Origin of the sequence: Chryseobacterium pennae (genome assembly GCF_003385515.1) — a bacterium.
Classification (GTDB): domain Bacteria; phylum Bacteroidota; class Bacteroidia; order Flavobacteriales; family Weeksellaceae; genus Chryseobacterium; species Chryseobacterium pennae.
Window position 1 is genome coordinate 47981 of the sequence record NZ_QNVT01000026.1, and the last position, 26448, is coordinate 74428.

28 protein-coding genes are annotated in these 26448 nt (G+C 35.9%); 17 read left to right on the top strand and 11 right to left on the bottom strand.

Features of this window, described 5'->3' with window-relative positions:
• Positions 1–298: 298 nt before the first annotated feature.
• Both pheS and DRF65_RS21650 read right to left on the bottom strand, forming a co-directional pair.
• Positions 299–1309 carry a phenylalanine--tRNA ligase subunit alpha gene (gene pheS / locus DRF65_RS21645; protein WP_115972821.1) on the bottom strand — a complete coding sequence of 337 codons (1011 nt, stop codon included), beginning with the start codon at positions 1307–1309 and terminating at the stop codon, positions 299–301.
• A gap of 127 nt (positions 1310–1436) precedes the next feature.
• Complete coding sequence (locus DRF65_RS21650; protein WP_115972822.1) at positions 1437–2096, bottom strand: YceI family protein; 660 nt, start codon at positions 2094–2096, stop codon at positions 1437–1439.
• 75 nt (positions 2097–2171) lie between these two features.
• On the opposite strand from DRF65_RS21650, the gene DRF65_RS21655 reads away from it, so the two are divergent.
• Entirely contained in the window at positions 2172–3107 is a 936-nt protein-coding gene (locus tag DRF65_RS21655; protein ID WP_115972823.1) for a sulfate/molybdate ABC transporter ATP-binding protein, read from the top strand.
• A 356-nt stretch (positions 3108–3463) separates the two neighbouring features.
• Here the strand turns inward: DRF65_RS21655 and DRF65_RS21660 are convergent, their stop codons facing one another.
• A complete protein-coding gene (locus DRF65_RS21660) occupies positions 3464–3808 on the bottom strand; it encodes a zinc ribbon domain-containing protein YjdM (RefSeq protein WP_045493665.1) in 345 nt (114 codons plus the stop codon).
• Between the two features lie 350 nt (positions 3809–4158).
• On the opposite strand from DRF65_RS21660, the gene DRF65_RS21665 reads away from it, so the two are divergent.
• The 13 genes from DRF65_RS21665 to DRF65_RS21725 all read left to right on the top strand — a co-directional run bounded on the left by DRF65_RS21665 (position 4159) and on the right by DRF65_RS21725 (position 17120).
• Positions 4159–5364 carry an RsmB/NOP family class I SAM-dependent RNA methyltransferase gene (locus DRF65_RS21665; RefSeq protein WP_115972824.1) on the top strand — a complete coding sequence of 402 codons (1206 nt, stop codon included), beginning with the start codon at positions 4159–4161 and terminating at the stop codon, positions 5362–5364.
• 810 nt (positions 5365–6174) lie between these two features.
• Positions 6175–7842 carry an asparagine synthase B gene (gene asnB, locus DRF65_RS21670; protein WP_115972825.1) on the top strand — a complete coding sequence of 556 codons (1668 nt, stop codon included), beginning with the start codon at positions 6175–6177 and terminating at the stop codon, positions 7840–7842.
• Between the two features lie 300 nt (positions 7843–8142).
• Positions 8143–8985 carry a hypothetical protein gene (locus DRF65_RS21675; protein ID WP_228438874.1) on the top strand — a complete coding sequence of 281 codons (843 nt, stop codon included), beginning with the start codon at positions 8143–8145 and terminating at the stop codon, positions 8983–8985.
• A 140-nt stretch (positions 8986–9125) separates the two neighbouring features.
• A complete protein-coding gene (locus tag DRF65_RS21680) occupies positions 9126–10529 on the top strand; it encodes an MFS transporter (protein WP_115972827.1) in 1404 nt (467 codons plus the stop codon).
• Between the two features lie 108 nt (positions 10530–10637).
• Positions 10638–11513, top strand: a complete 876-nt coding sequence (locus DRF65_RS21685; protein WP_115972828.1) for a pirin family protein — start codon at positions 10638–10640, stop codon at positions 11511–11513.
• A gap of 224 nt (positions 11514–11737) precedes the next feature.
• Positions 11738–12049: a GNAT family N-acetyltransferase gene (locus DRF65_RS21690; protein ID WP_115972829.1), complete on the top strand. Its 312-nt coding sequence runs from the start codon at positions 11738–11740 to the stop codon at positions 12047–12049.
• 47 nt (positions 12050–12096) lie between these two features.
• Positions 12097–12996 (top strand): pirin family protein, encoded by a 900-nt coding sequence (locus DRF65_RS21695; RefSeq protein ID WP_115972830.1) that lies wholly within the window; start codon positions 12097–12099, stop codon positions 12994–12996.
• 18 nt (positions 12997–13014) lie between these two features.
• Positions 13015–13551, top strand: coding sequence for an NADPH-dependent FMN reductase (locus DRF65_RS21700; protein ID WP_115972831.1), 537 nt, complete (start codon positions 13015–13017; stop codon positions 13549–13551).
• Positions 13544–14122, top strand: a complete 579-nt coding sequence (locus tag DRF65_RS21705; protein WP_115972832.1) for a TMEM175 family protein — start codon at positions 13544–13546, stop codon at positions 14120–14122. The genes DRF65_RS21700 and DRF65_RS21705 overlap by 8 nt, the downstream gene beginning before the upstream one ends.
• Before the next feature lies 1 nt (position 14123).
• Entirely contained in the window at positions 14124–14342 is a 219-nt protein-coding gene (locus tag DRF65_RS21710) for a (4Fe-4S)-binding protein (protein ID WP_115972833.1), read from the top strand.
• Positions 14342–14737, top strand: a complete 396-nt coding sequence (locus DRF65_RS21715) for an OsmC family protein (protein WP_115972834.1) — start codon at positions 14342–14344, stop codon at positions 14735–14737. The genes DRF65_RS21710 and DRF65_RS21715 overlap by 1 nt, the downstream gene beginning before the upstream one ends.
• A 3-nt stretch (positions 14738–14740) precedes the next feature.
• Positions 14741–15028: a GNAT family N-acetyltransferase gene (locus tag DRF65_RS21720; RefSeq protein ID WP_185018954.1), complete on the top strand. Its 288-nt coding sequence runs from the start codon at positions 14741–14743 to the stop codon at positions 15026–15028.
• Positions 15029–15560: 532 nt separating this feature from the next.
• Entirely contained in the window at positions 15561–17120 is a 1560-nt protein-coding gene (locus tag DRF65_RS21725) for a sodium:solute symporter (protein WP_115972835.1), read from the top strand.
• A gap of 99 nt (positions 17121–17219) precedes the next feature.
• Here DRF65_RS21725 and DRF65_RS21730 read toward each other — a convergent pair whose 3' ends face one another.
• Positions 17220–19451 carry a reprolysin-like metallopeptidase gene (locus DRF65_RS21730; RefSeq protein ID WP_115972836.1) on the bottom strand — a complete coding sequence of 744 codons (2232 nt, stop codon included), beginning with the start codon at positions 19449–19451 and terminating at the stop codon, positions 17220–17222.
• Positions 19452–19796: 345 nt separating this feature from the next.
• Here DRF65_RS21730 and DRF65_RS21735 point away from each other — a divergent pair, with 345 nt between their 5' ends.
• The 3 genes from DRF65_RS21735 to DRF65_RS21745 all read left to right on the top strand — a co-directional run bounded on the left by DRF65_RS21735 (position 19797) and on the right by DRF65_RS21745 (position 22266).
• Positions 19797–20315 carry a hypothetical protein gene (locus tag DRF65_RS21735; protein WP_115972837.1) on the top strand — a complete coding sequence of 173 codons (519 nt, stop codon included), beginning with the start codon at positions 19797–19799 and terminating at the stop codon, positions 20313–20315.
• A gap of 107 nt (positions 20316–20422) precedes the next feature.
• Positions 20423–21277, top strand: a complete 855-nt coding sequence (locus tag DRF65_RS21740) for a transketolase (RefSeq protein WP_259081184.1) — start codon at positions 20423–20425, stop codon at positions 21275–21277.
• A gap of 41 nt (positions 21278–21318) precedes the next feature.
• Entirely contained in the window at positions 21319–22266 is a 948-nt protein-coding gene (locus DRF65_RS21745; protein WP_115972839.1) for a transketolase family protein, read from the top strand.
• A 200-nt stretch (positions 22267–22466) separates the two neighbouring features.
• Here DRF65_RS21745 and DRF65_RS21750 read toward each other — a convergent pair whose 3' ends face one another.
• From DRF65_RS21750 to DRF65_RS21780, 7 genes are all read right to left on the bottom strand, one after another.
• Complete coding sequence (locus tag DRF65_RS21750; protein ID WP_228438876.1) at positions 22467–22982, bottom strand: hypothetical protein; 516 nt, start codon at positions 22980–22982, stop codon at positions 22467–22469.
• Positions 22960–23439: a hypothetical protein gene (locus tag DRF65_RS21755; protein ID WP_115972840.1), complete on the bottom strand. Its 480-nt coding sequence runs from the start codon at positions 23437–23439 to the stop codon at positions 22960–22962. Before DRF65_RS21755 ends, DRF65_RS21750 begins: the two co-directional genes overlap by 23 nt.
• A 41-nt stretch (positions 23440–23480) precedes the next feature.
• Entirely contained in the window at positions 23481–24029 is a 549-nt protein-coding gene (locus DRF65_RS21760) for a hypothetical protein (RefSeq protein WP_123947414.1), read from the bottom strand.
• 22 nt (positions 24030–24051) lie between these two features.
• Entirely contained in the window at positions 24052–24591 is a 540-nt protein-coding gene (locus DRF65_RS21765) for a DMP19 family protein (protein ID WP_115972842.1), read from the bottom strand.
• Positions 24592–24628: 37 nt separating this feature from the next.
• Positions 24629–25162, bottom strand: coding sequence for a DUF4303 domain-containing protein (locus DRF65_RS21770; protein WP_115972843.1), 534 nt, complete (start codon positions 25160–25162; stop codon positions 24629–24631).
• Positions 25163–25274: 112 nt separating this feature from the next.
• Positions 25275–25451, bottom strand: coding sequence for a hypothetical protein (locus tag DRF65_RS28590; RefSeq protein WP_165852290.1), 177 nt, complete (start codon positions 25449–25451; stop codon positions 25275–25277).
• Between the two features lie 24 nt (positions 25452–25475).
• The gene (locus DRF65_RS21780; RefSeq protein ID WP_115972845.1) at positions 25476–26435 is read right to left on the bottom strand and encodes a DUF3829 domain-containing protein; all 960 of its coding nucleotides are present in this window, start codon (positions 26433–26435) and stop codon (positions 25476–25478) included.
• Between the last annotated feature and the right edge of the window lie 13 nt (positions 26436–26448).

The following is a 26448-nucleotide window of genomic DNA, read 5'->3' on the forward strand; positions in this document are numbered from 1 at the left end:
ATGAGAACTTCACCCGATGTACAATAACTGGGCCCCATTGAAAAAGAAACAGATCTTCGTTTTTTTTCTGTCAACCGTGTAATATAGTATGGTTTTAAGTTGTCTTAATAATAAGAGCGAAAATATAATACCAGAGAAATAAAGGGCAAATGTTCCTAAATGTGGATGAATATGCAGCGTATTATAGAAAGAAACAAGACACGTGTAAATTTTTCAATAAAATCAGTTTTTAATTACGTTTTGTTTCTTAGGTCAGTAATTAAAAACAAAAACCTCCGGAGCTCCGGAGGTTTATTTTTTATAGTGTCTTGAATTGCTCCAAGGTTCTTATATCATTTTCAAAGAACATTCTGATATCACTCATTTGGTAAAGAAGCATGGTGATTCTTTCAATTCCCATTCCGAATGCATATCCTGAATATTTTTCAGCATCAATATTTACATTCTTTAATACTGCAGGATCTACCATACCACAACCCATGATTTCTAACCATCCTGTTCCTTTTGTGATTCTGTAATCTGTTTCAGAGTTTAATCCCCAATACACATCAATTTCAGCACTTGGCTCTGTGAACGGGAAGAATGAAGGTCTCATTCTGATTTTAGATTTCCCGAAAAGCTCAGTAGTAAAGAACTGGATTGTTTGCTTCAGATCTGCAAAGCTTACATTTTCATCAATATATAATCCTTCAATCTGATGGAAGATACAGTGAGAACGTGAAGAGATCGCTTCATTTCTGAATACTCTTCCCGGAGACAAAATTCTGATAGGCGGCTGATTTTCTTCCATATAGCGGGTCTGTACAGAAGAAGTATGCGTTCTCAAGAGAATATCCGGATTCTGCTCAATAAAGAAAGTATCCTGCATATCTCTTGCCGGGTGATACTCCGGAAGGTTCAATGCAGTAAAATTATGCCAGTCATCTTCAATTTCAGGACCGTCAGCAACTGCGAAGCCAATCGATTTGAAGATTTCAATGATTCTGTTTTTAACCAGATTGATCGGGTGTCTGGAGCCCAATTCCAATGGAAAAGCAGGTCTCGTAAGATCTTCTTTTTCTAACACAACAGAAGATGTGGAAGTATTTTTCAAATCTTCCAGTTTTACAGCAACTGCCTGTTTTAAAGTATTGATCTTTTGTCCGAATTCTTTCTTCTGGTCGTTAGGAACTTCTTTAAATTTTTCAAAAAAATCATTCAGAACCCCTTTTTTACCGTTGTACTTGATTCGGAAGCTTTCTATATCTTCCTTAGAGGTAGCATTGAAGCCGTTTACTTCGATCAGTAGTTCTTCTATCTTTTCTATCATTATTTTACCCTTTCAAAATGTTTTGCAAAAATACGACTTTTAAGTTGAATAATAAGTCCGTCATAAAAAAATCTGCCTCTTTTTCGGGAGGCAGACTTCAATCACTTATTTCACTTAAATAAAAAAATTATTTCTTTTCTAAAGCTTTAACGTTGATCTGAAGAGTTACCTCATCTTTAATCACTCCATTTTCAGCCGGAGCCTGGAACTTCACGCCAAACTCTTCTCGTTTGATATCTTTTGGCTCAGTCGCTACACTTACTTCTCCGTCTTTCACAGAAACATTAGCTTTAAACTGTACAGGTTTTGTAATTCCTTTAATCGTTAAATTACCGTCCAAAAGAGTATTATAATCACCTTCTGTAGAAGGAGTAACCTTTGTAATCTCATAAGAAGCCGTAGGGAACTTTTCTACTTCGAAGAAATCACCGCTTTTAAGGTGACCGTTTAATTTACCCATATCTTCAGGACTGTCTTTCAAGTCTACAGAAGTCAGGGAGTTCATATCAGAAACAAATTTACCGCTTTCCAGTTTTCCATCCTTTACCGTTACATCTCCACTTTCAAACTTGATTGTTCCGAAGTGGCTCGTATTTTCAGATTTAAATACTTTGTATCCTTTCCATTCAACCTTACTGTTTAGCGTATCCAAAGTGTACTGGTTACCATCCTTGGTTGTAGTCACCTCATTACCTTCGCTGGTAAGCGGTTTATCTTTTTTACAAGAAACCACTACAGCAGCAACGAATAAAGCAGGAATAGCCAACGAAAACAGTTTTTTTCTCATTTTTGATTTATTTTTATTACTTCCGCTAATATAATAAAAAAAATTATGTTTTCATAAAAACCTTACATTTGTAATATGCTATTAGAAATAAACAATTTATTTTTCTCACACACCAAAGATAATCCCTTGTTTCAAAACCTTAATTTAAGATTTGAAGCCAATAAAATCATTGCTCTGGCAGGGGAAAGCGGATGCGGAAAATCCACTCTTTTAAACCTGGTGTATGGATTACTGAATTGGGAAAGCGGAGAGATTATTTTTGATGGAATCAGATTGCTGGGGCCTAAAGGAAACCTTGTTCCCGGAGAAGCTCAAATGAAATTTGTAGCCCAGAATTTTGACCTTATGCCTTATGCTACTGTTGCTGAAAATGTAGGTAAATTTATTTCAAATATCAATTTAGCAAAGAAAAGAGAAACCGTCATGGAACTTCTTGAAGTAGTCGGACTTCAGGAGTTTGCCCATGTACTTCCTAAATATTTAAGTGGCGGACAACAACAAAGAGTTGCTATTGCAAGAGCACTTTCCGTTTTGCCCAAACTGCTTATTCTGGATGAACCCTTCAGTAACCTGGATTTTCCAAGAAAAATAGAACTTAGGGAGAGACTTTTCCGATACGTAAAGGAGCAGCAGATCTCTCTGATCATTTCTACCCATGAACTTCAGGACATCATGCCATGGGTGGATCAGATTGTTATTCTTCAGGATGGAAGACTCATTCAGAATGACAGTCCGGAAGAAACCTACCGAAAACCTTACAATGCCTATGTTGCTAAATTATTCGGAGAAGTCAATCTGTTTACTGAAACTGAAGCAGCAGATTTCCAGCTTACAAAACTTTCTTACTACCCAAAAGAAATAAAAATATCCGAAGCTGGCCCTGAAGCTGAAGTACTGGAAAGCAGATTTGCCGGAAACTATTACTGGAATAAAATTAAAGCAAGAAACAAAGAACTTGTGATCTATACCGATGAAAAATTAGAAGGCTTAGTTAGTATTTCGTTTATTTAAATCGAAGAATAATGAGACAGCAAATGATTAATATTTAAACCTAAGCACATTAGCTCCCCTGACCTTTTAAGCCTTACAAAAAAGCACATAACTCATACATTTACTTACACTTATCAATAAAAAAAACACAAACATAAGAATCTGTTATCAAACTTTTTCTTACATTTGTATTTCCACAGCATAAGGAAATTATTGGTTATTTCTCTTTCTGCCTTCTAGACGGACATTAGCAATTTTGCAATTAAGTTTATTGAAAGATTACACTGTCCAATTTTTTCCTTTTTTTATGGTCTTAAGCTAAAAACTTTTAATCAAAAGTATAGTATCAACAGCAAAAAGCTATTCACTAACAGCTATTATGCTTTCTTCACAAATTCTGACTTTAAAGCCATTGCTCCGAAACCATCAATTTTACAGTCGATATTGTGATCGCTTCCTGGTCTCAGACGGATATTTTTTACTTTAGTCCCAGCTTTTACTGGCTTTGGTGCTCCTTTTACAGGAAGATCCTTTACCACCACCACAGAATCACCATCCTGAAGCTCATTTCCGTTAGAGTCCAATATTTTCCCTTCGTTTGCTGCTTCAGAAGCTGCTTCTTCAGGATTCCATTCGTAGAAACACTGAGAACATACCATCATGTTATCATTTGGGTACGTAAACTCAGAACTACATTTCGGACAAAGTACTGTATCACTCATATTTTTAATTTTTGCAAAGGTATAGCTTTTTGGAGGTTGAAGTCAAGAGGGAATCTGGATGAGAGGTAAAAAGACGGAAAGATGACAGACTAAGAGATGGGAGACAGGAAGGACAAAGCTGATAACTTCAGTCCTTTTAAATATCAATAGTGAATTTTTCTTAGGAAGTGAACAGAAAATCATTGATGGCTACAAAAATTGACAAGTGAAGCGAATTGACCATTCACCATTCTCCTTCCCCCCTCTTATTATCCAACTCTAAAACCCACTACCCGTCAAACTCTCCAACTCAATCTTCAACTCTCAACTTTAATTCGTATTTTTGCAGATTCAAACAGCGAAGCAAATTTATGGAACTTATTCACAGAAACTTGGCTATCGGGATTCACGATGCCTTACAAGAAACATTTTTTGAAAAAAACAAGTATGCCGATAAAGTTATTGAAAGACTTTTAAAGGCAAACAAAAAATGGGGAAGCCAGGACAGAGCCGTTGTTTCTGAGATTTTCTACAATATTATCCGTTGGAAAAAACGCCTTGAATATTATATGGGTGAAGGGGTAAAGCCCAACAATATTTATAAACTTATCATTGCTTATCTTCTTTGGAGCAAGACCAATTATAAAAAGTTTGAGGAGTTTGACGGAATCAAGATTGCGGATATCCTTACCAAGCTTAAAAAGAATACGGTTCCTACAAAAGCAATAGAACATTCTATCCCGGACTGGTTGGCAGAAACGTTGGAAAAAGAATTGGGAGCTAACTGGGAAAGAGAAATGATTGCTTTGAATGAGCAGGCACCTACTGTTTTAAGAACAAACTCATTAAAAACAACTACAAAGGAACTTATTTCAGACCTTTCGGATGAAGGTGTTGTATCCTTTTCTATTAAAAACTATCCTGACGCTATACAGCTTGAAGAGAAAAAGAATGTTTTTCTTACTACAGCTTTCAAAGAAGGATTATTTGAAGTTCAGGATGCCTCTTCTCAGAAGATCGGGTATTTCCTTGATGTAAAGGAAGGACAGAGAGTTGTGGACGCATGTGCGGGTGCAGGAGGAAAGACTCTTCACCTGGCAGCACTAATGGGAAATAAAGGTCAGATTATCGCTTTAGATATTTTCGAGTGGAAACTGACTGAATTGAAGCGTCGTGCTAAAAGAGCGGGAGCACACAATATTGAAACCCGTATGATCTCCGACAATAAGGTGATCAAGCGTCTTCATGATAAAGCAGACAGGTTATTGATTGATGCACCATGTTCAGGTCTTGGAGTTTTGAAAAGAAATCCGGACAGTAAATGGAAAATTGATCAGGACTTCATTGACAGAATCAAGAAAGAGCAACAGCAGATCCTTCAGGACTATTCTAAAATACTTAAAAAAGGAGGAAAGATGGTATATGCCACATGTTCTATCCTGCCATCTGAAAACAACCTTCAGGTAAAAGAATTCCTTCAAAACAATCCGGGATTCAAAATGATCAAGGATGAGAAAGTAATGCCAAGCGAAGGGTATGATGGATTCTATATGGCGTTGATCGAAAGAGTTTCTTAACCGATTCCTCCATACAACTATAAAAACTACTCTAAGGAGTAGTTTTTTTGTTTTTTGTAGTTAAAATGTAACATTTTATACCAATTCCCTACTAACTCTATAGATTAACCGTTTTGTTGCTGTAAAGTACATTTGTAAACCAAATTACTTTATTGCCAAATAATATTATGAATAAAGGAACTGTACTTAAATTTCCGGCTACCCTTTTACCTTACCTGTCTTCTACACAGGCATACGGGAGCCGTTATATCAGTTCTTATCATATAAAAAACATCCGACTCCCATTCTGGCTATGAGCAGGAAAAATTCATCAGGAGTAGCACCAACAGTAAATACAAAACGATTACTCATTTAAAAGACGACCTGACAATGCTGTCTTGCCTTTTTTAAGCAGGAAAAACCATTTCAAGGTCTGAATATAAAGATTAGTAAGAAAACAGGATTTTTAGCTTACTAATAGAGTTTAAAAAGAACTTATTAAAAGTCTATAAAAACAAAACCTTCTTGCATGAGAATTGCAAGAAGGTAAAAACACAAATGATGAAAAAAAATTATTTCGAGCCACAAAGTAAGGGCTAAAATTCACATAATAAATTACCATATATTAAGAAATATGTCATTTTTATTTTGTATAGAGGTAACATCTATTTTAGCCTAACGAAAAAAATTAATCAAAAACATTACAATTCTCTTAAATAGTTAATATTTTTCTTTCAAATAAATTAATTAATTGAAAATTTTAACTTACACGTAATTTTAATTGTTATTTATAAACATCCCCTTTACTTTTGTCATATAAATAATAAAAATATGTGTGGAATAGTATGTTTATTTGACGCCAAGCAGAAAACCGAGACATTAAGGCCTCAGGTTTTAGAAATGTCAAAAAAGATCCGTCATAGAGGACCGGATTGGAGTGGAGTTTATCAGGATGAAAAAGTAGTTTTCTCTCATGAAAGACTTGCTATTGTAGATCCTACTTCCGGAAAGCAGCCTTTATTTACTAAAGACGGAAAAGTAGTATTAGCCGTAAATGGTGAGATCTACAACCATAGAGAATTAAAAGAAGAATTTACCGATTATGAGTTCCAGACTCAATCTGACTGTGAGGTTATTCTGGCACTTTACAGAAAATATGGAAAAGACTTTGTTGAAAAGCTGAACGGGATTTTCGCATTTGCATTATACGATACAGAAAACGACGTGTATCTCGTTGCTCGTGATCATATGGGAATCTGCCCACTGTATCAGGGATGGGATAAAAACGGAAATTATTATGTAGCTTCTGAACTAAAAGCTTTGGAAGGCATATGCAAAACCATTGAAACATTCTTACCAGGACATTTGGTATACAGCAAAGATGGAGCTGAGCTTCAGCAATGGTATACCAGAGAATGGGAAAGCTTTGACCACGTAAAGGATAACGAAACAGATATTGATAAACTAAGAAAGGGGCTTGAAGATGCTGTTCACAGACAGCTGATGAGTGATGTCCCTTATGGTGTATTACTTTCCGGTGGGCTTGACTCGTCTGTTATCTCAGCGATTACAGCAAAGTTTGCAAGGCAAAGAATTGAAAGCGGAGATACTCAGGAAGCATGGTATCCAAGACTGCACAGTTTTGCGGTAGGACTTGTAGGTTCTCCAGACCTGGCAGCCGCTCAAAAAGCAGCCAAGCATATAGGATCTGTTCACCATGAAGTTAACTTTACCGTTCAGGAAGGATTGGATGCAGTACGTGATGTAATCTATCATCTGGAAACTTATGATGTGACAACCATCAGAGCTTCCACCCCAATGTATCTTTTAGCACGAGTGATCAAATCAATGGGAATCAAGATGGTATTGTCCGGAGAGGGTGCTGATGAACTGTTCGGTGGCTATCTGTACTTCCATAAGGCGCCTAACGCTAAAGAATTCCATGATGAAACGGTAAGAAAACTTGGAAAGCTTCATTTATATGACTGCCTGAGAGCCAACAAGGCTTTAATGAGCTGGGGAATAGAAGGCAGGGTTCCTTTCCTTGATAAAGAATTTATGGATATTGCCATGACGCTTAACCCACAGGATAAAATGATTAATGTTTCTGAAGGGAAAATTGAAAAATGGGTACTAAGAAAAGCTTTTGAAGATATTCTTCCGGAATCTATTGTATGGAGACAAAAAGAACAGTTCTCGGATGGTGTGGGATATTCATGGATTGATACGTTAAAAGAAGTTGCTCAAAAAGAAGTTACTGATGAGATGATGACTAACGCAAGATTCAGATTTCCGTTAAACACCCCACAAAACAAGGAGGAATACCGTTACAGAACTATTTTTGAAGAGCATTTCCCAAGTGAGACAGCAGCAGCAACTGTTCCATCTGTTCCATCTGTCGCCTGCTCTACTCCTATCGCTCTGGAATGGGATGAAGCTTTCAAAAAGATGAATGATCCAAGTGGAAGAGCAGTGAAAGTACATGAGACATCGTACTAGAAGTTTGAGGGTTTGAGGGGGTAAAGTTTGTGTGATCCTAAATTCACGATTCGCTTGCGAAGCCAAATGGATGATTGACATTAAAAAGATCTAAGATTTCAGGTTCTATTCACTTTGTCTATTATCTATTATCTTTTCGTGTCTTTACCTCTTATCCGGATTATCTTCCCTCTTGTTTCTAAACTCTACCACAATAATTTATTAATCCTGTAGCAATACGGGATTATTTTTTGAATTAACAATAACAATATGGCACAATTTAACTGACAATCAAAAATAATATCTAATAAATAATTATATTTGGAAAACGAAAATATCAATTATAAAAAAATGAGAAGAAACCTTACTGTTTTATTTGCCTTATTATCCATCAGTTTTGCTTTTGGACAGGGAAAATATGGCAAATATCTGAACTCAAAAAAGCTTGCTTTAGCTTATAAAAGCGTGAAAGATGCTGATAAGGATGACTATTATCAACAGTTCTACTGGTTGGTAAAAGCTGAGCAACTTAAGACTTATCCTCACCTTAAGGATATAAAGCCAGTAGTGTTGTATGAATTTGTAAAATACGTAAACCCTCAGAATCCGACAAAAAAACTGGATAAAAGAGACAAAGAGCTTAGAGCTACTGCAGAATTGTCTTTAAATCAATACTTCAAAAACAAGAATTTTGAGAACAATTCTGTTTTAATGTACAACCTTGAAACTTACGTTGATCCATCAAAAGGACAATTCTATACAAAGGTTGATCCTGAAAAGATCAAAGAGCTGGTTCCGAAAGAATTGTTTGCCTTTAATTCTTTCAACAGAAATTTAGGAGAAGAAAAGACCTACTATCTTTGGGTGGATAAGAAAAAAGATGATCTTAACATTGTAGATATTATTCCTAGTGAAAAAGATGACAAATCATTCTACACCAGATTGAGACAATACCTTCCTAACTATAAGTTTTCAAAATATGTTCCTTCTGTAAAAAAAGGAAACAAGTCTGATAAAACAGATATAGAATATTATTATATCATGCCTTTCGAGCAGAATACCGATAATATTGAATACAAAACAAAGGATTTCAAAAATTTCACTTTAAGCCAGTATAGAAAAGCCGGTGACGAATGGAAAGGAGTAGAAAAACCTAAAAAATAAATCAAAAAGTCCTGTGATATTTCACAGGACTTTTTTAATTTTATATGGATTTCTTTATCTAAGAATCAAATTGCTTAAAGCAAGCATTTTCTTCAATAAAAATAAGTCTGGAATTTTTTGAATATTCCAGCCTATACAAAATGACAGAAACAAGCCCCCAACAGACCTCAATAAAGAAAATTCTTCCTTTGATTCTCGCCACTGCTATTTTTATGCAAATGCTGGATTCAACCATTCTGAATACTTCTCTTCCCTCCATTGCCAAGGACCTTCATGAATCTCCGCTGAATATGCAGAACGCTATCATCAGTTATGTATTGACATTGGCTGTCTTCATGCCTGCAAGTGGATTTTTGGCAGACCGGTTCGGAACGAAAAAAGTATTTATTTTCTCATTGATACTATTTAGTTTGGGTTCATTATTCTGTTCACTGTCTCAAAACCTTACCCATCTTGTTATTTCAAGGGTAATTCAGGGTGTTGGAGGGAGTCTGATGACACCTGTCGGAAAGCTGGCACTCATTAAAACTTTTGATAAGAGTGAATTGCTTAAGGCGATGAACTTCGCTATTATTCCTGCCCTTATCGGGCCTGTTCTCGGACCTTTGGTAGGTGGTTATATGGTGGATTATTTGTCATGGCACTGGATATTTCTTATTAATATTCCTATTGGTTTTTTAGGAATTATTTTAGGGTTAAAATTTATGCCTGATTATAGATCTGATGATGTAGATTTTGATTTTAAAGGATTCTTAATCTTTGCAGCAGCCTCTCTCTTACTCTCTATTTCCTTAGAACTTTTTGGAAATATGCAGAATATAACACCGGTTCTCATTGTATTTATCCTGGGATTCCTGTTTCTTTACTATTACTATAAACATGCAAAAAAAGAAGGACATCCTATTTTCCCTTTAAACCTGTTTCAGGTAAGGACTTTCCGCGTTGGGATTGTAGGGAACTTAGCGACAAGACTCGGGATCAGCTCTGTTCCGTTACTGCTTCCGCTTATGATCCAGATTGCTTATAAACAGTCTGCCGTAACTTCAGGATGGATCATTGCTCCAATGGCTCTGACTGCTATATTCGGGAAATCATCTGTTATTAAAATTCTTGATAAATATGGCTATCGGCAAACGTTGATGATAAATACATTTATCATCGGAACTTTAATCTGCATGCTGGCTATTCCTGATATTCACACTTCATTATATTGGTTTGTTCCTATTATTGCTGTGCTTGGATTTTTCAATTCTATACAGTTCACTTCTATGAACACGATTTCCATTGCAGATCTCCGGAATTTTCAGACCAGCAGTGGCAATTCATTAATCTCCGTTAATCAGCAGCTCGCGATCGGTTTCGGAATTGCCTTTGGATTGATTGTTTTAAAAATATTTGAAAACTCTGACCTCATCCAGGGAGAAACTCACAATGCTTTCCGATATACCTTTCTTACGGTAGGAATATTAACGATATTATCAGGTTTTGTGTTTAGAAGACTACACATTTCAGACGGAAAGAATATGAAATCAAAAGAGGAATAAGTAAAGGTTAATTGTACATCAGTCTTTTACTACAATACGAACTTATCACAGATCAATGCATTTGCTTTATAAGTATGGTAATTTTGTTTACATAAAATCAACAATATTATGGCAACTAAAAAAGTAGAAATGGTAGTATCTCCAAGACCTGCACACTTTGTAGGTGACGGTTTTAGAGTTCATAATTTTATTCCGGGCGTACATGGCTTAGATATGAAAAGAATGGATCCGTTCATTATGCTTGATTATAATTCAAAATTTCATTTTAACGGTTCAGATAGACCAAGAGGTGTAGGAGTTCATCCACACAGAGGTTTTGAAACAGTAACCATAGCCTATAGCGGTAAAGTAGAACATCATGACAGTGCCGGAGGCGGTGGTATTATTGGCGAAGGCGATGTACAATGGATGACGGCTGCCAAAGGAGTTCTTCACAAAGAATACCATGAAACAGAATGGGCTAAAGAAGGTGGAATCTTTCAGATGGTTCAGCTGTGGGTCAACCTTCCTGCAAAAGATAAGATGAGCCATCCAAAATACCAGTCCATTGAAAACTCTAAGATAGAAAAAGTAGATCTTGGTAAAAATGGCTTTATTGAAGTAATTGCCGGAAATTATAATGGAAACAAAGGTCCTGCATTTACCTTCACTCCTATTCATATGATGAATGCAAAACTTAAAGTTGGAGGTAAAGCAGAATTTAATTTCCCTGCCCACTTCAACACAGCCGCTTTGGTTATTGAAGGAAATATTACTGTCAATGGAGAAGAACAAGTGAAAGCAGATCATTTTGCATTATTTAAAAATGAAGGGGAAAGCTTTACCATTGAAACCCAAGAAGATTCAATTGTTTTAATCATCAGTGGAGAGCCAATTAATGAACCCATCTTTCCTCATGGACCTTTTGTAATGAATACAAGAGAAGAGATCATGCAGGCTTTTGAGGATTTCAATACCGGAAAATTCGGATATCTTGAAGATTAAAAGGATAGATTTAAGTTTTCCTTAATCTTAAATGAGTTCTTTTTTACTAACTTTATATAACATTATACTGGGTTTAAGATGTCAAAGATTAATGTTAAATAATGGATGGATATAAACCTTATAGGTTTCGAAAACCTATAAGGTTTGTTTCTTTCTTTTATAAGTACAAAAGACATTAACCTCTTTAGACCTAGACCTTAACCAACTTTTTAATACAAAAAATTATGAAACCAGAATTTGAAAATATCCCCCTTGTAAAAGCCGAAAAAAGATTTGAAATAGAAGTTAATGGACATTATGCTTTTATTAATTATCGTGAAACAAGTCATCAGATTGCTTTGATCCACACTGAAGCAGAACCAGAACTGGCGGGAACAGGTGCAGCCGCTGCTGTAGTGGAAAAGACCCTGAATTATATTGAAGAAAGCGGTAAAAAACTTCTTCCGTTCTGTCCGTATGTTTTTGCCTTTATCAAAAAGCATCCTGAATGGAAACGTATCGTAGATGAAAAATTTGATGGATACGATAAACTGTAACTATTTATCAACATTTATTTAACACATTAAAAAAGCATTACATCATTATGTCAAATATTGGACTTATCATCGAAGAAAAAGCAGCAGATATCGGAAATTTTCTGGTAGGAAGACTTCTTCCGTTCCGTGAAAAAAGAGCGGTTGGACCTTTTGTATTTATTGACCACATGGGCCCTTCGGAATTAAAGGATTATCAAAACCTAGATGTTCCCCCTCATCCACATATCGGATTATCTACATTAACTTATCTGCTGGAAGGATCTATTTTCCATAGAGATAGCATCGGAAGTGCTCTTGAGATTAAACCCGGTGCAGTAAACTGGATGACTGCCGGAAAAGGGGTGGTACATTCTGAAAGAACGCCTGAATATTTAAGACACAGTGATAAAAGACTTCACGGATTTCAGATTTGGGTGGGACTTCCAAAACATCTTGAACAGTCTGAACCTACTTTCCATCATATTGAAGCGGATGAGATTCCGGTTTGGGAAGAAGACGGCATTCAGTATAAATTAATTGCGGGAGAAGCATTTGGAAAAACCTCTCCTGTTCCCGTACACAGCAAATTATTTTTCATTGAAATCAAAACCAAAGAAGCGAAGAAAATCAGCATAGGAAAGGATCTTTATGGGGAAGCTGCTATGTATGTTCTGGATGGTACGGTAACTACTGAAGGAAACTCTTATGGTTCAAAACAGCTGATGATCGCCAAAGACACTAAGCTGTGTGAATTTGATATGAGTGAAAACGGAACGGTCTATCTTTTCGGAGGTGAACCTTTTGATGAAGAGCGTTTTATCTTCTGGAACTTTGTAAACTCTGACAAAGAAATAATTGATCAGGCTAAAGTAAACTGGAACGATCAGAATCATGATGCATTTCCTTTGGTTCCAGGTGATGAGCAGGAATACGTTCCATTGCCAAAAGCGATTTTAAACAGAAAATAATTTCAGCTGACATAAACCATGAAAATATTAGCATTTGCAGGAAGTAGTTCTTCCACTTCCATCAACAGGGAACTGGTAAAGTTTGTTTTAAAAGATTTCCAGCATGAAGAGATCAACCTTATTGATCTCAACAATTTCACAATGCCTGTTTTTTCCGTAGATCTTGAAAAGAAAGGATTTCCGGATGAAGCTCATCATTTTTTAAAAGCCATTGAAGAATGTGATGTTATCATCTGTTCTCTTGCAGAACACAACAGGTCTTACAGTACCGCTTTTAAAAATCTTTTCGATTGGGCATCAAGGATTAATGTGAAAGTATTCCAGAATAAACCGATGCTTCTGATGAGTACTTCTCCCGGAGGGTATGGTGGTGGAAATGTTATGAATACAGCAAAAACATTTTTCCCTCAATTTGCAGCGGATATCAAGGATACTTTTTCCCTACCCAAGTTCTATGAGAATTTTGATCTTGAAAGCGGAGTGATCAATCCTGATATGCTGAGCGAGCTGAAAATGAAGATTGAAAACTTTAAAAATTCAATTACCAATGACTAAGGGAAGACTGGAAGCTTTTAGTGATGGAGTTCTTGCCATCATTATCACCATTATGGTTCTTGAACTGAAAGTACCTGAAGGAAGCAGCTGGATAAGCCTAAAACCTCTGATTCCTAAATTTTTAGCCTATATTTTCAGCTTTATCTATGTAGGAATTTACTGGAACAATCATCATCACTTATTTCAGACAGTAAAAAAAGTAAACGGAGGTATTCTTTGGGCCAATCTTCATTTGTTATTCTGGCTTTCCATGATGCCTATTGCTACAGAATGGATCGGCACTACCGGTTTTGCAGAAAATCCTGTAGCAACCTATGGTATTGTCCTCGTATTATGTGCTATTGCCTATAGTATTCTGGAGAATGTTATTATCCGGTGTGAGGGTGAAAATTCAAAGCTGAAAGAAGCTATCCATTCAAAAAATAAAGAGAATATATCCATTATATTTTATATTCTGGGAATCGCTACTTCATTTTTTTATCCTTATATTGCCATCGGTTTTTATTATATAGTGGCTCTTATATGGCTGATTCCGGACAGAAGAATCGAAAAATCATTAAAAGACAATTAATATGGAAACACACGAATATCCCAACGGCAACATTACTGTCATCTGGCAGCCTCAGAAGTGTATCCACTCGGCTGTATGTGTAAAAATGCTTCCCAAAGTCTACAATCCAAAAGACAGACCCTGGATAAAAGCAACCAATGCAACCCCGGAAGAACTAAAAATACAGATAGATCAATGCCCATCTGGAGCATTAAGTTATAAATTCAATACTGAAAAATAATGGCAGTAACGGTAAAAGCAAGTTTAGGAAAAACAAAATATTATACAGAGGTAACAGCGGGAGAAAATACGATTATTACCGATGAACCTATAGATAAAGGCGGACAGAATAAAGGTTTCAATCCCATGGAAATTCTGGCTACTTCTTTGGCAAGCTGTACAGCAGCAACCCTTAGAATGTATATTGAAAGAAAGGAATGGGATGTGGAAAACATCAATGTAGAAGTGGAACTTGAAAATTATCCCTTGACAAAAAAAGCAATCTTCAAAAGAGATATTACCTTTGAAGGAATTTTGGATGATGAGCAAATAAAAAGACTTCATACCATTGCTGATGCATGTCCGGTACATAAAATATTAACCAACGATATAGAAATACTAACTAAATTCTCATAAAACATGATCGAAGTAAAACAAAACAACGACGAGAAACACGGAAGTTTTGAAGCTTTCATAGATGGAAGACGCGCAGGAATAATGACGTACACCTGGGCAGGAGAAGAAAGATTTATTATTGACCACACCGAGGTGGAAGAAGCCTACAACGGAAAAGGGGTAGGTAAGGAAATGCTTTTGGCTGCTGTAGATTTTGCAAGAAAAAACGGAAAAAAAATCATTCCGCTTTGTCCTTTTGCGAAAGCCAGTTTTCAGAAGAGTGAGGAATTACAGGATGTTTTGGTGAATTAGTCACAGTTTCCACCCTTACAATACAAACCTTTCAGAGCAGATCTGGAAGGTTTTTTCTTTAATTGAATTGGGAAATAATTTTCTTTTTTACGCTAAGTTCGCAAGGATGCTTCACTTAGCAGAAACTCTTTATCCCTCACTAGGTTCTTTCTTCACGCAAAGGTCTATTTTGGATTATATTAAATTTTAAGTGAGCAAAGAGGGAATCGACTTTCAATCGATTTGATAAAAAGAATTGTCATCATTAGCTTAGAAAATAGACCCCCCGCTTTAATAAATGCGAAGCTAATTTTAATGAAACAATTACTCTTTATCACTATAAAAAAGATGAAGCAGCAGAGAATAATTGCTTTTATAAGTGCCATAACTTCCTGCTCCCAGCTCCTAGCTTCAAACCTTTCTGAAAAACATAAGCTTAATCCCAAGCTTAGGTTACTTCACCCTAAGTAATTATATAAAAATTACCTCTTAACTAAATTCATGATTCACGATGCTTCTTTTTTATATATTTGCTAAAATTTAAAATCTAAGCATGAATCCAGGAACTGTCCTTTTGCTGTTTGTCTTTATCTACTTTATCGGCCTTTTGGTGATCTCATATTTCACCAGCCGAAATTCTGACAACCAGTCTTTCTTTATCGGTAATAAAAAAAGCAAATGGTGGCTTGTTGCATTCGGAATGATTGGGACCAGTTTAAGTGGGGTTACCTTTATTTCAGTTCCGGGAACAGTTGGAAAAATGACCGGCTCCGAATATATTTATGGAGGTTTTGAATATTATATGATGGTGATCGGCTTCTTCATTGGATATTTTATTGTTGCTGCCATCCTTCTGCCTCTGTATTATAAGATGAACCTTACTTCCATTTATACATATTTGGGAAAAAGATTCAATGTGGAAGCGCATAAGATCGGATCGATATTTTTTATTATTTCAAGAGCAATCGGAGCTACAGCAAGATTATATCTGGTAGTAAATGTCTTACAGATTTTCCTTCTTGAAGGATTAGGGGTTCCATTTTGGGTAACTTCCATGGTGCTTTTACTCATGGTTCTTCTTTATACTTTTGAAGGCGGAGTAAAAACCATTGTGATTACAGATACTTTACAGACTTCTTTCATGATTATCAGCCTGGTAGCATGTATCGTATACATCCTATCTAACCTGAACCTGTCTTTTGGTGAAGCATACACAATTTTAGAACAGAAAAATTATACTCACTTTATCAATTTCGATCCTAATTCCAAGACGTTTTTCCTTAAAACCATCCTGGGTGGAATTTTCATTACGATTGCCATGACCGGACTGGATCAGGAAATGATGCAGAAAAATATCTCTGTAGATAATCTCCAAAACTCAAAGAAAAACATGTTAACTTTTGCAGGAACTCTTCTGTTAGTTAATCTTGCATTCCTATTTTTAGGTGGATTACTTTACCTTTTTGCTTTGCAACATGGAGCAGAATATGGAACAACAGGAACCGATCCTGTAAGCAATATCTTCGGATTCAAAGATGCTGCAGGAAACATCAAGAATGTTATGGGTGATGATCTTTTCCCAGCCTTATCTCTTAACGGATATTTCCCGATGACCATTTCTGTAATTTTCATTATTGGATTAATCTCAGCATTATTCCCTTCTGCGGATGGGGCATTAACGGCAGTAACAAGTTCGTATTGTGTAGATTTATTAAACCTTAACGAAGATAAAACAAAGACTGAAAAAGAAAAGAAAAGCCTTCGTATGAAAGTGCATTTGACATTCACCATTATGTTTTTCATTTTAATCATGGTATTTAAAGCTCTGAACGACAAATCTATTGTATACCTGATTATGGAGGTTGCCGGATATACTTATGGGCCGTTATTAGGACTTTTTGCCTTCGGAATTTTCACCAAGTTCCATATTTCCAAGAAGTATTCAATTCTTACAGTAACGATCCTTGCTCCTATCATCACTTATTTAATCAACTCTGCTGTGACTTCTTACACAGATTACAGAATTGGTGTAGAGCTTATTGTTCTTAATGGGCTACTTACCTTTATCGGTTTATGGCTAGTTAAGGATAAACAGCATTTAAGAGTTGTTTAGGATTAAAAGACTTTAGTGTCCAACCTTTTGGATCTTTATAAAAAGTAAAAAGGCTGTTTTCTTTTTTGAAAACAGCCTTTTTTGTGAATTGTTTATTCTTTATTCTTTAATCCATTTTATGGTTCTGTCAAAAGTTTTTGTTTTAACTTTAATCAAATAATCTCCTTTTATAAGCTGAGCCACCTTAAAAGTACCCAGATTATTGTGATCAGGTGTATTATTCAACTTACTGAATACTAGTTTTCCACTTACATCATATATGGTAACATCATAAACTTCATTTGTATTTACAAATTTAATATTAAGAAATTCTTTACCTGGGTTAGGATATATGACAAATGCATCTTTATTTCCGGTTACTTCATTTATAGCCAATACATTTTTACTGATTGTAAAATTAACAGGATTAATATTAAAAAATACGTTTCCTGCCCCTGCTACCATAATTCTAGCCGTTGTTGTATTTACGTCAGGAATAGTTATAGCTTCGGATCCATCATTTGGGGTAGAGGCAACCAGAGTAGTTGGATAAGTAAGACCTCCATCCGTTGAGAGTAAAATACTTACATTGGCACAGTTTACCGGAGCAGCGGCAGTATTGGCTACATCCCATGTTATAGTCTGTGTAGAGCTAGCACCCCATGTTACTGCAGTATTGGGTGCAGTTACTTTAAACGGACCAGAGTTTCCGGCAACCGTAATAATTGCATCATCATTGGCTACTCCCCCACAACCTGCATTATTATCTCTTACAGTAAGTCTGAACTCCATTGTTCTTCCATAAGATGGTAAAATCTCTCCTTTTGATACCGTATTGTTGAGAATACTTGCCAATTTTGGAAAGTATCTGTAGGAAACGGTTTCCGGTACAAATGATCTGAATATAGCAGCGTTTCCGGTTGGAGTATTCCAATCTCCTTCAGGACCGTTATCATTTTGTTCCCAGCAATAGGTAAGCGCATTGTTTTCAGAGTCTGTTGCAGAACCAGTAAGCTTAAATGGTGTTCCTTTAGGGATTGTATAATCATTTCCGGCATTTACTGTAGGGGCAGTGTTGCTGACAGGAGTGATCACCGGACAATCTGCTGATGCTACTGCTGTAGTGATCGACTGAAATGAATTGGTATGAAAAATAGGAATACTGTTGCTAGCCAAATTATTCAGAGATCCGCAAATTCCGGCATATCCCATAATCGTAATCCCGCTTCCCGGTTCTACGGCAGCATCAGCATCCCGGTTACCGCCTCCGCAATTTCCAGTTACAGCATTAAAAGTATGGGGTCCCCAAAACTGATGCCCTACTTCATGAGCAACGTAATCAATATCATAAGGATCACCAACCGGGTTACTTCTTCCTGTGATTCCTTTTCCTTTATACTCAGGATCACATATACCATAATAAGCTACACCACCACCTGTGCTAAAAGTATGCCCTATATCATAACTGTTAATTCCAATTATTGCATTAATCTGAGTCTGACTTTCCTCAACTAACAGGTCTGAATTATTATTACCATTAAAAGGATCCGTAGCAGGATTTGTAAAAATAAGACTCGTCTCATCAGGAACTAATATTAGTCTCACAGCCACTTCTTGCTCATAAACACCATTTACTCTGTTTACGGTTGTTACAATAGCAGACAGTGTTTGAGCCACAGTAGGAGAAGCTAGCCCTGTTGCAGCTTTTGCATATTCACCTGTACAGGCTACTGCAAACCGGAAAATTCTAATTTGATTTCCTACGCCCGGAGTGACGCTTTTTTGTCCGTTTTTTTTTTCTGCTTGAAATTTCCCGTCTTTAGTACCACAAGTTATCGGGCTCTTATTAATTAAATCGCCTTTTTTGTAGATGATATAATTATTCACATCATTTTTTGCATAAGGATCAATATACATATCTCCCGCCACCACAGATTTTATCTGAGCATGAAATCCCAATTCTGTAAAATCTAATTTCACAGTAGCATACTGATCATCAACTCCTTGCCCTGTAAAAGTAACCAATTGGGGGAATTTATCAGCTAATTCAGGAGCCATTACTGAAGATTTCCAGATTTTGAATTTTGCTTTTGTTCCATCAGGCATAGGCAAAATAATAATGGGAGCCTTATCTTTAAAATCAGTATCCCTCAATTCCGGAACTGATTGGAAGTAGCTTTTCATTCCTGCTACATCTAACCTGTAGCTGAGAAATCTTTCTGGTTGTATCAACCTGTCACCTTGTTTAGCCTCAACAGACCTTTCACTAATTTTTGTGAAAAAGTCCTGGGCCTTCCCCAAAGAAATGGATATCATAAATATCCCTAAATAAAGTAATTGTTTAATTTTCATTGTGTATGTGGTTTTAACTCTTAAATAAATAATCAAAGGGGTTAAAAATAAATTATTTAACCAAAAATAATTATAAATCTAGACAATAAACCTATACAAAAAAACAAATATTCTCTATCTATTCATAAAACAATACAGATTCTAATAATCTGAAAAATAAATACTTAAAAAACAATAAACATCATGGAAAATATTAACAAGAACACTTTGTTTCACTTCTCACTGGTAAAAAAGCTCATACTTCTATCGGCAAGACTTCAAATATTCCGTTATTAACCCTTATAGAGTGATCTATTTCAATATCTTTGAGGGCAAGAATTAAAATAAAAAAACAGTATTAAAACTATGAAAAAAATTATTTCACTTTTCATCTTCGTATTAACATTTAGCTCTGTGGCTGCTCAGGAGAATTTTGAAATCTCTACCTTAAGAATCGGGCCTTACAAGATCTTCATGGAAAAAAGTGAAGCAGAAAAAATTGCAGGGACTACAATCAAAATTTCTGACGGACAGCAAAAGAGTTTTGTAAAATACAATGGAGAGGCTATTAGTATTGAAGTTTTTCAGGGGTATGGTGGAGCAGCAAAGCCTGATGCTGTTACCATTGCAGGAATGACCACTACCAGTAAAAAATTCAAAACCAAAAGCGGAATGGGTGTTGGAAGTACCAGAGATGAACTAATCAATGCTTACAAGAACTATCCGATATTCAGTGTTCGTCCGGAGGTAGATGATAATGGGAAGCGTATTAAAGATGCAGGATACTTTAATATTGAGGACTATGATGCAGGAACTCAGTTAACATTTAAATTTATTAATAATATCGTTACAGAAATTACTGTTTACATCAACGAAGGCTGTTAAAAGCAGGAAAATATTCAAATCAATCAATATCCGGATTTTTATATCCGGATTTTTGCATTTCCGTAAGCCGGTAAAAAATTGTAAATTCGCGTGCAAATAAATCAGATATAATGAGTAAAAGTATTGAAGAGTTAAAATCTCTTACTACGCAGATCAGAAGAGACATTTTAAGAATGGTTCACGCTGTAAATTCAGGACACCCGGGAGGAAGCTTAGGCTGTACAGAGTACTTTACAGCACTTTATGGAAAGGTGATGAACTATCATCTTCCTTTTACAATGGAAGGCAAGAATGAAGATCATTTTTATCTATCAAACGGGCACATTTCTCCTGTGTACTACTCTACTTTGGCAAGATTCAACTTCTTCCCGGTAGAAGAATTGAAGACTTTCAGAAAGCTTGATTCAAGATTACAGGGACACCCTACTACTCATGAAGGTCTTCCAGGGATCAGAATTGCTTCCGGTTCTTTAGGACAAGGTCTTTCTGTAGCTTTGGGAGCTGCTTTAGGTAAAAAAATGGACGGAGACCAGTCTCTTGTTTACACTCTTCACGGAGATGGTGAACTTCAGGAAGGTCAAGTCTGGGAAGCACTGATGTTTGCTGCTGCTAAAAAAGTAGATAACATTATTTCTACTATTGACTATAACGGACGTCAGATTGATGGTGATACAGATGATGTATTAAGCCTTGGAAATCTTCATGCTAAACTTGAAGCTTTCGGATGGATTGTTTTAGAAGAAAAGAACGGTAACGATCTTGAAGCTGTAATCGGTATTCTTGAAAGAGCAAAAGCTGAAACAGGAAAAGGAAAGCCTGTAGCCATCATGCTTCACACAGAGATGGGTGCCGGAGTAGACTTTATGATGGGATCTCATGCTTGGCATGGTAAAGCTCCTAATGATGAGCAATTGGAAACTGCATTCAAACAATTGTATTTAGAAGCTCCTGCTGACTACTAATCCCTAACCATCAGTTAAACTCTCGATTAATAAAAATAAAAATGAAATATACATATACAGAAAAAAAGGACACACGTTCAGGATTCGGAGCCGGATTAGCTGAGCTTGCTGATAAAAATCCTAATGTAGTAGCACTTTGTGCAGACCTTATCGGATCTTTGAAAATGGAGAAATTCATTGAGAAAGCTCCTGAAAGATTTATCCAGGTGGGTATTGCAGAAGCAAACATGATGGGTATTGCTGCAGGTCTTAGTATCACAGGGAAAATTCCTTTCACAGGAACTTTTGCAAACTTCTCTACTTCAAGAGTATATGACCAAATTCGTCAGTCTATTGCTTACTCTGGAAAAAATGTGAAAATCTGTGCATCTCACGCAGGTCTTACGCTAGGAGAAGATGGAGCAACTCACCAGGTATTGGAAGATATCGGGATGATGAAAATGCTTCCTGGAATGACGGTAATCAACCCTTGTGACTACAACCAGACAAAAGCGGCTACTCTTGCGATTGCTGATTTTGAAGGTCCTGTATATTTAAGATTCGGTAGACCCACTGTTCCTGTATTCATCCCTGAGGATATGCCTTTCGAAATTGGAAAAGGAATCATGCTTCAGGAAGGTACTGATGTAACGATTGTTGCAACAGGGCATCTTGTATGGGAATCTCTTGTAGCTGCTGATGAACTTGAGAAAGAAGGCATTTCTTGTGAGGTAATCAACATCCACACGATTAAGCCTCTTGATGAAGAGATCATCTTAAAATCTGTTGAAAAAACAGGGAAGATTGTAACGGCTGAAGAACACAACTACCTTGGTGGTTTAGGGGAGTCTGTTGCGGGAATGCTTGCAAGAAAAAGACCTACAAGACAGGAATTTGTAGCAGTAAACGATACATTCGGAGAATCTGCAACACCTGCTGAACTAATGAAGAAGTATAAGATTGATGCTGCAGCAGTGAAAGAAGCTGTAAAGAGAATTTTAGCTAACTAATCATTAGCTTTATCATAATAACTGCGGGCTGTTTCTTCGAAACAGCCCGCAGTCTTTTATTGAATGAATGATTCAATGTTGAAGTTAACCACCCCGTCAAAAATTCTTTAAATTTTTGACACTCCTCCACAGGAGGGGAATAGTTATACATAGAGTTATCATGGTTGTAGTTTCTACCCTACTTATCGTTTGTTTTTTTATTATTCCGGTTGATTCAAAGGAATTCCCACTGCTAGAAGAATTGGGCATAATATTTCTGTTATATACTCTTCCTGTCTTCTGTCTGAAGCTTTTGATCCTGAAAAGTAATTGCTGATCCTGTAGTTTTTCACAAACTGATTGCGTTTCTTTCCTATGGAATAGTAATATCCACCTGTTTCATCATTGATAAAATAGGTCATTTCATCAAAAGTCATAATTTTTTTAGAAAGGATCCATTTTTTGTAAATACATTTCTCAGATTTATCAAAAATATATTTCACAGGAATCCTGAAAAACAGATCAAACAGGAAATATATCATATAAATCCCCCATATTATCAATGCAATTTTGAACTGATCTGCAGACATTTTATCCATAAAATAATAGATAATGACCAAAAGGGCAATCATTCCAAAGGCCAGCCACCAGATTAAAGTGCGCAGGAAGCTGTAATTGGGCATAAGGCTTATTTCACTGCCATTCTCTTCAAATTTATAACGGTCTGTTATGTTCATTTCCTGAATCATTAATTTTCATGATGTCTTCTGTTTCATTCACCATCTTTTGGATTCCTTTTTGCGACAAAGCCTGCCCAATGGTCAGATGTTTTTCTTTCCCGTCTACTTCAAAATAAATAGACAATATTACATTCGTGGTAATAAAACCCATATACTTTGTAGCCAATACATGGAAATTGGTAAAATCCTTTAAATCATAAGTTTTTGCCGGAACAAAAATGGTATGCTTCCCGGTAATGGTTTTTCGGTCCATATCAATAATAAACTTCTTGGTAAAGAAATTAATAGCGATAAGTACTACCAATGCAATAAGAATAAGGCTGAGGATTCTTACATCTTTAAAGATCCATCCTGCTATTATTAAAAAGAAAAGACATAAAACAGATACGAAAACCGGTTGATTTTTAAAAATGTATTGGTTTCCTTCCTGTTTGTAAAATTTATAAGAGTTCATAATAGATTTGGGTTTATATTTTGTTTAGTATTGGGTTTGAATCAATTTTCATAGCGTAGGGCAATCTCATCTTCATTAATGGTCTTCAGAGTATTTAAATCTGTTCTGAAATAGGTATCATGAATAGAAAAATAGGCATCCATTTTTACTTTGGTCTGTTCTGAAGCTTTCTTCCAGCAGTCAAAAAACCATTGTTCAAACAGTTTATATTTTTCGTCATCATATTCATCCAGTATATCATCAAAATCCTCCCCTTCATAATGATCCTGAAAATCTGAAGCTGCCATCCATATTTTTTCCGGGATCAGCGCATCCCAATCACTATTTTCTTCAGCATTGCCATTCTTTTCAGTGGGCAAAGAAATTGTATTGGTCGCGATTTTATTGTTGCGGTCTACGCCCCAGAATACAATATTCAGATATTCATATTCGTACTCGAAATAGAATGCTCTGATATCAGATCTTCCGTTGTTCCCAACATAACTGATATGGTCTCCGTTCAGCAGATGACTCAAATCTTCTGTAAGCTTATCACTGATTGCTTCCAGATAATTTTTAAATTCAATATTGAGCTTTTTAAGATCTTCCATAAGACTGATTTTGTTGTAATGATTATGATCTTTCAATTTTTCTCCCAACAAGTTTTTCTAACGCTGAAAACATTTCTTCAACAAACAAAACCTGTAGATCAGGATGATTTCTCAACCATTGCGAATGTAATACTATTAAATCTTCTTCCAAGCTATAAAATGAACTATTTTTTAGCTTATCCCTGGTCTTATTAGGTCCGAAATATTCGCTTTTCAGATATTTTTCAAGTTCTCCTTCTTCCAGGTTTTCTACTTTTGTACACTGTTCAAGAAAAAGGATAAGGTTCTTTTGCGCGCCGGTTTTTTTCAACCCTTCTTCAATATCCCGATTGAGTTCCGGTGACCATCCTGAATTCCATACAAACTGGGAAAAATTCCCGTTGGAATATTGGGCGAGATAGTAATCAAGATAATAACTGATGATAGAATCTTCATGCATATTTTCTGGCTCAAATCCTTCTTCGTTCAGGAGATTCACCACAGAAATATTGGATAGGATCAGATCATAAGGATCGTTACTGTTATAAGATGTGTCTGAGACAATTATTTTATCTTGCTTCATATGATATAATTAATGTGTTTTTTTATTCTTCATTCTTTTAATTGCCCCAGGTTTCCATCCACTCCAGATATTCACTTTTATACTCATTATCGTTCAGTCTGATAATGATATCTTTCAGATCCTGCTTCTCAAATTCATAATCTGACACCGTAAAAATCAGGAAAATATCTTTCCCTATAGTATTTTTAAAAAAGTTCTCATTTTTAAGTTTTTCCAATACTTCAATACAACTAGTATAGAGCTTAGCCTGAAATTGCTGAAACCATTCGTCATCTTCATCATGTTGATCAAGCTCTCTTCTCAGATGGGTACAAATTTCATTAAAATCCTGATCTGCACCTTCCATTTCGTGCGTCCATTCCGCAGGTTCGTATTTATAATAGACGCCATCATCTTCATCAATCTCTTTAAGGGTCTCCACTGTATTGGAAGAAGGACAGACTGTCATTGCTCTTTCATCACTATACAACGCAAAACTGTAAATGTTTTCAGCGCCATGCTTTTCATACATTTCCAAAAAAGCCTTTTTTGCTGCTTCTTCTATCTGTTGCTTCAACGTTTCAAAATCCATGCTTCATATCTTCTTTAAAATGGGCGGTAAAATTACCCTTATCCTGCTTTATATTTTTAAAAAGTACAGCCAGTTTCATGATTATGGCTAGTCTTTTTTTTATTATTGAAGATTATCTGTTTTTGTTATACAGGATAAATCCCGGAATTATAATGGCCGCTGCAATGAGTAATAGAGGAAGTTCTCCATATCTGAACATCCAGGATGTTTCTTTAGAAGGTCCTATTTTCACAATAACAGTCAAACAGAAACCTATAATAATCATAATAATTCCTAGTGTTTTTTTCATAATCCAAATATTAATTGTTATCAATTAGTCTACAAAATTGTTATAACGGCTAAGTACAGTATTTGCTTCGCTTTCAAGGTCATCAAAATCTTTGTTCAGTTCAGCACTATTTTCGTTCAGGCTTCTTTGAACAATTCTCATTTTACCCAGGAAATCATTTACCGAATTATTAAAAGCTGTATAACTTCCTTCTTTCTGTTTTTCAGATGATGGGATTTTTTCATCAATATTCCGTTTATACAGTTTTTCCATCTGCTGATACTGTTGGGTAAATTTCTGTTTGTAAGTGTTCAGATCTTTAATATCATAAGAATCATCAACGATCTTTTGGGCAAGTTCCATCACTTCTTTAGACTGAATGATGTGATCTTTCAACGGATGCCCTTTAAGAACCTCTATTTCTGCCTTATCCGCCTTGGGAGAAAGTTTGGAAAACAAATCATTGGCTGCCTTACGGTTTTCCTGAATAAGTTTTTGGGATTTTTCAGTGATCTCAGTGATTTTCTTTCCCTTATCATCTTTCCAGTCTTCTGCCGTTTTATAAGTTTCCAGCTCTTTCTTCAGCACTTCCAGCTCAGAGGCTGTTTCCTTCATCTTATCAACAAGTACCTGATAATCTTTACCCAATGCATCCGGTGCCTTAATGTTCTGGTTGACCCACATCATAATAGTAGGGGTAAATATGGGGGACATCCCGATATGTTGAGGATTAGCCGTTACACTCTTTACATATTCATCCATCTGCATCAATGATTCCTGAAAATTTTTAATAAAATCCGTCTGGGCTTCATCCATTTTCACAACCTTATTATTAAAAGCAACGATATCCCTGTTTTCATCTCCTGAATTGATACTAAAAGGGTTTGTCTGATTATTATTACTCCCATTTTGTGAAAGCTTTTCCTTAATTTTCTCTAGTTTATCACAGGAGGTCATCGAAAACCCGAGACTGAGTATTCCTGCAATGAGCAATGATTTCTTCATAATCTGATATTAA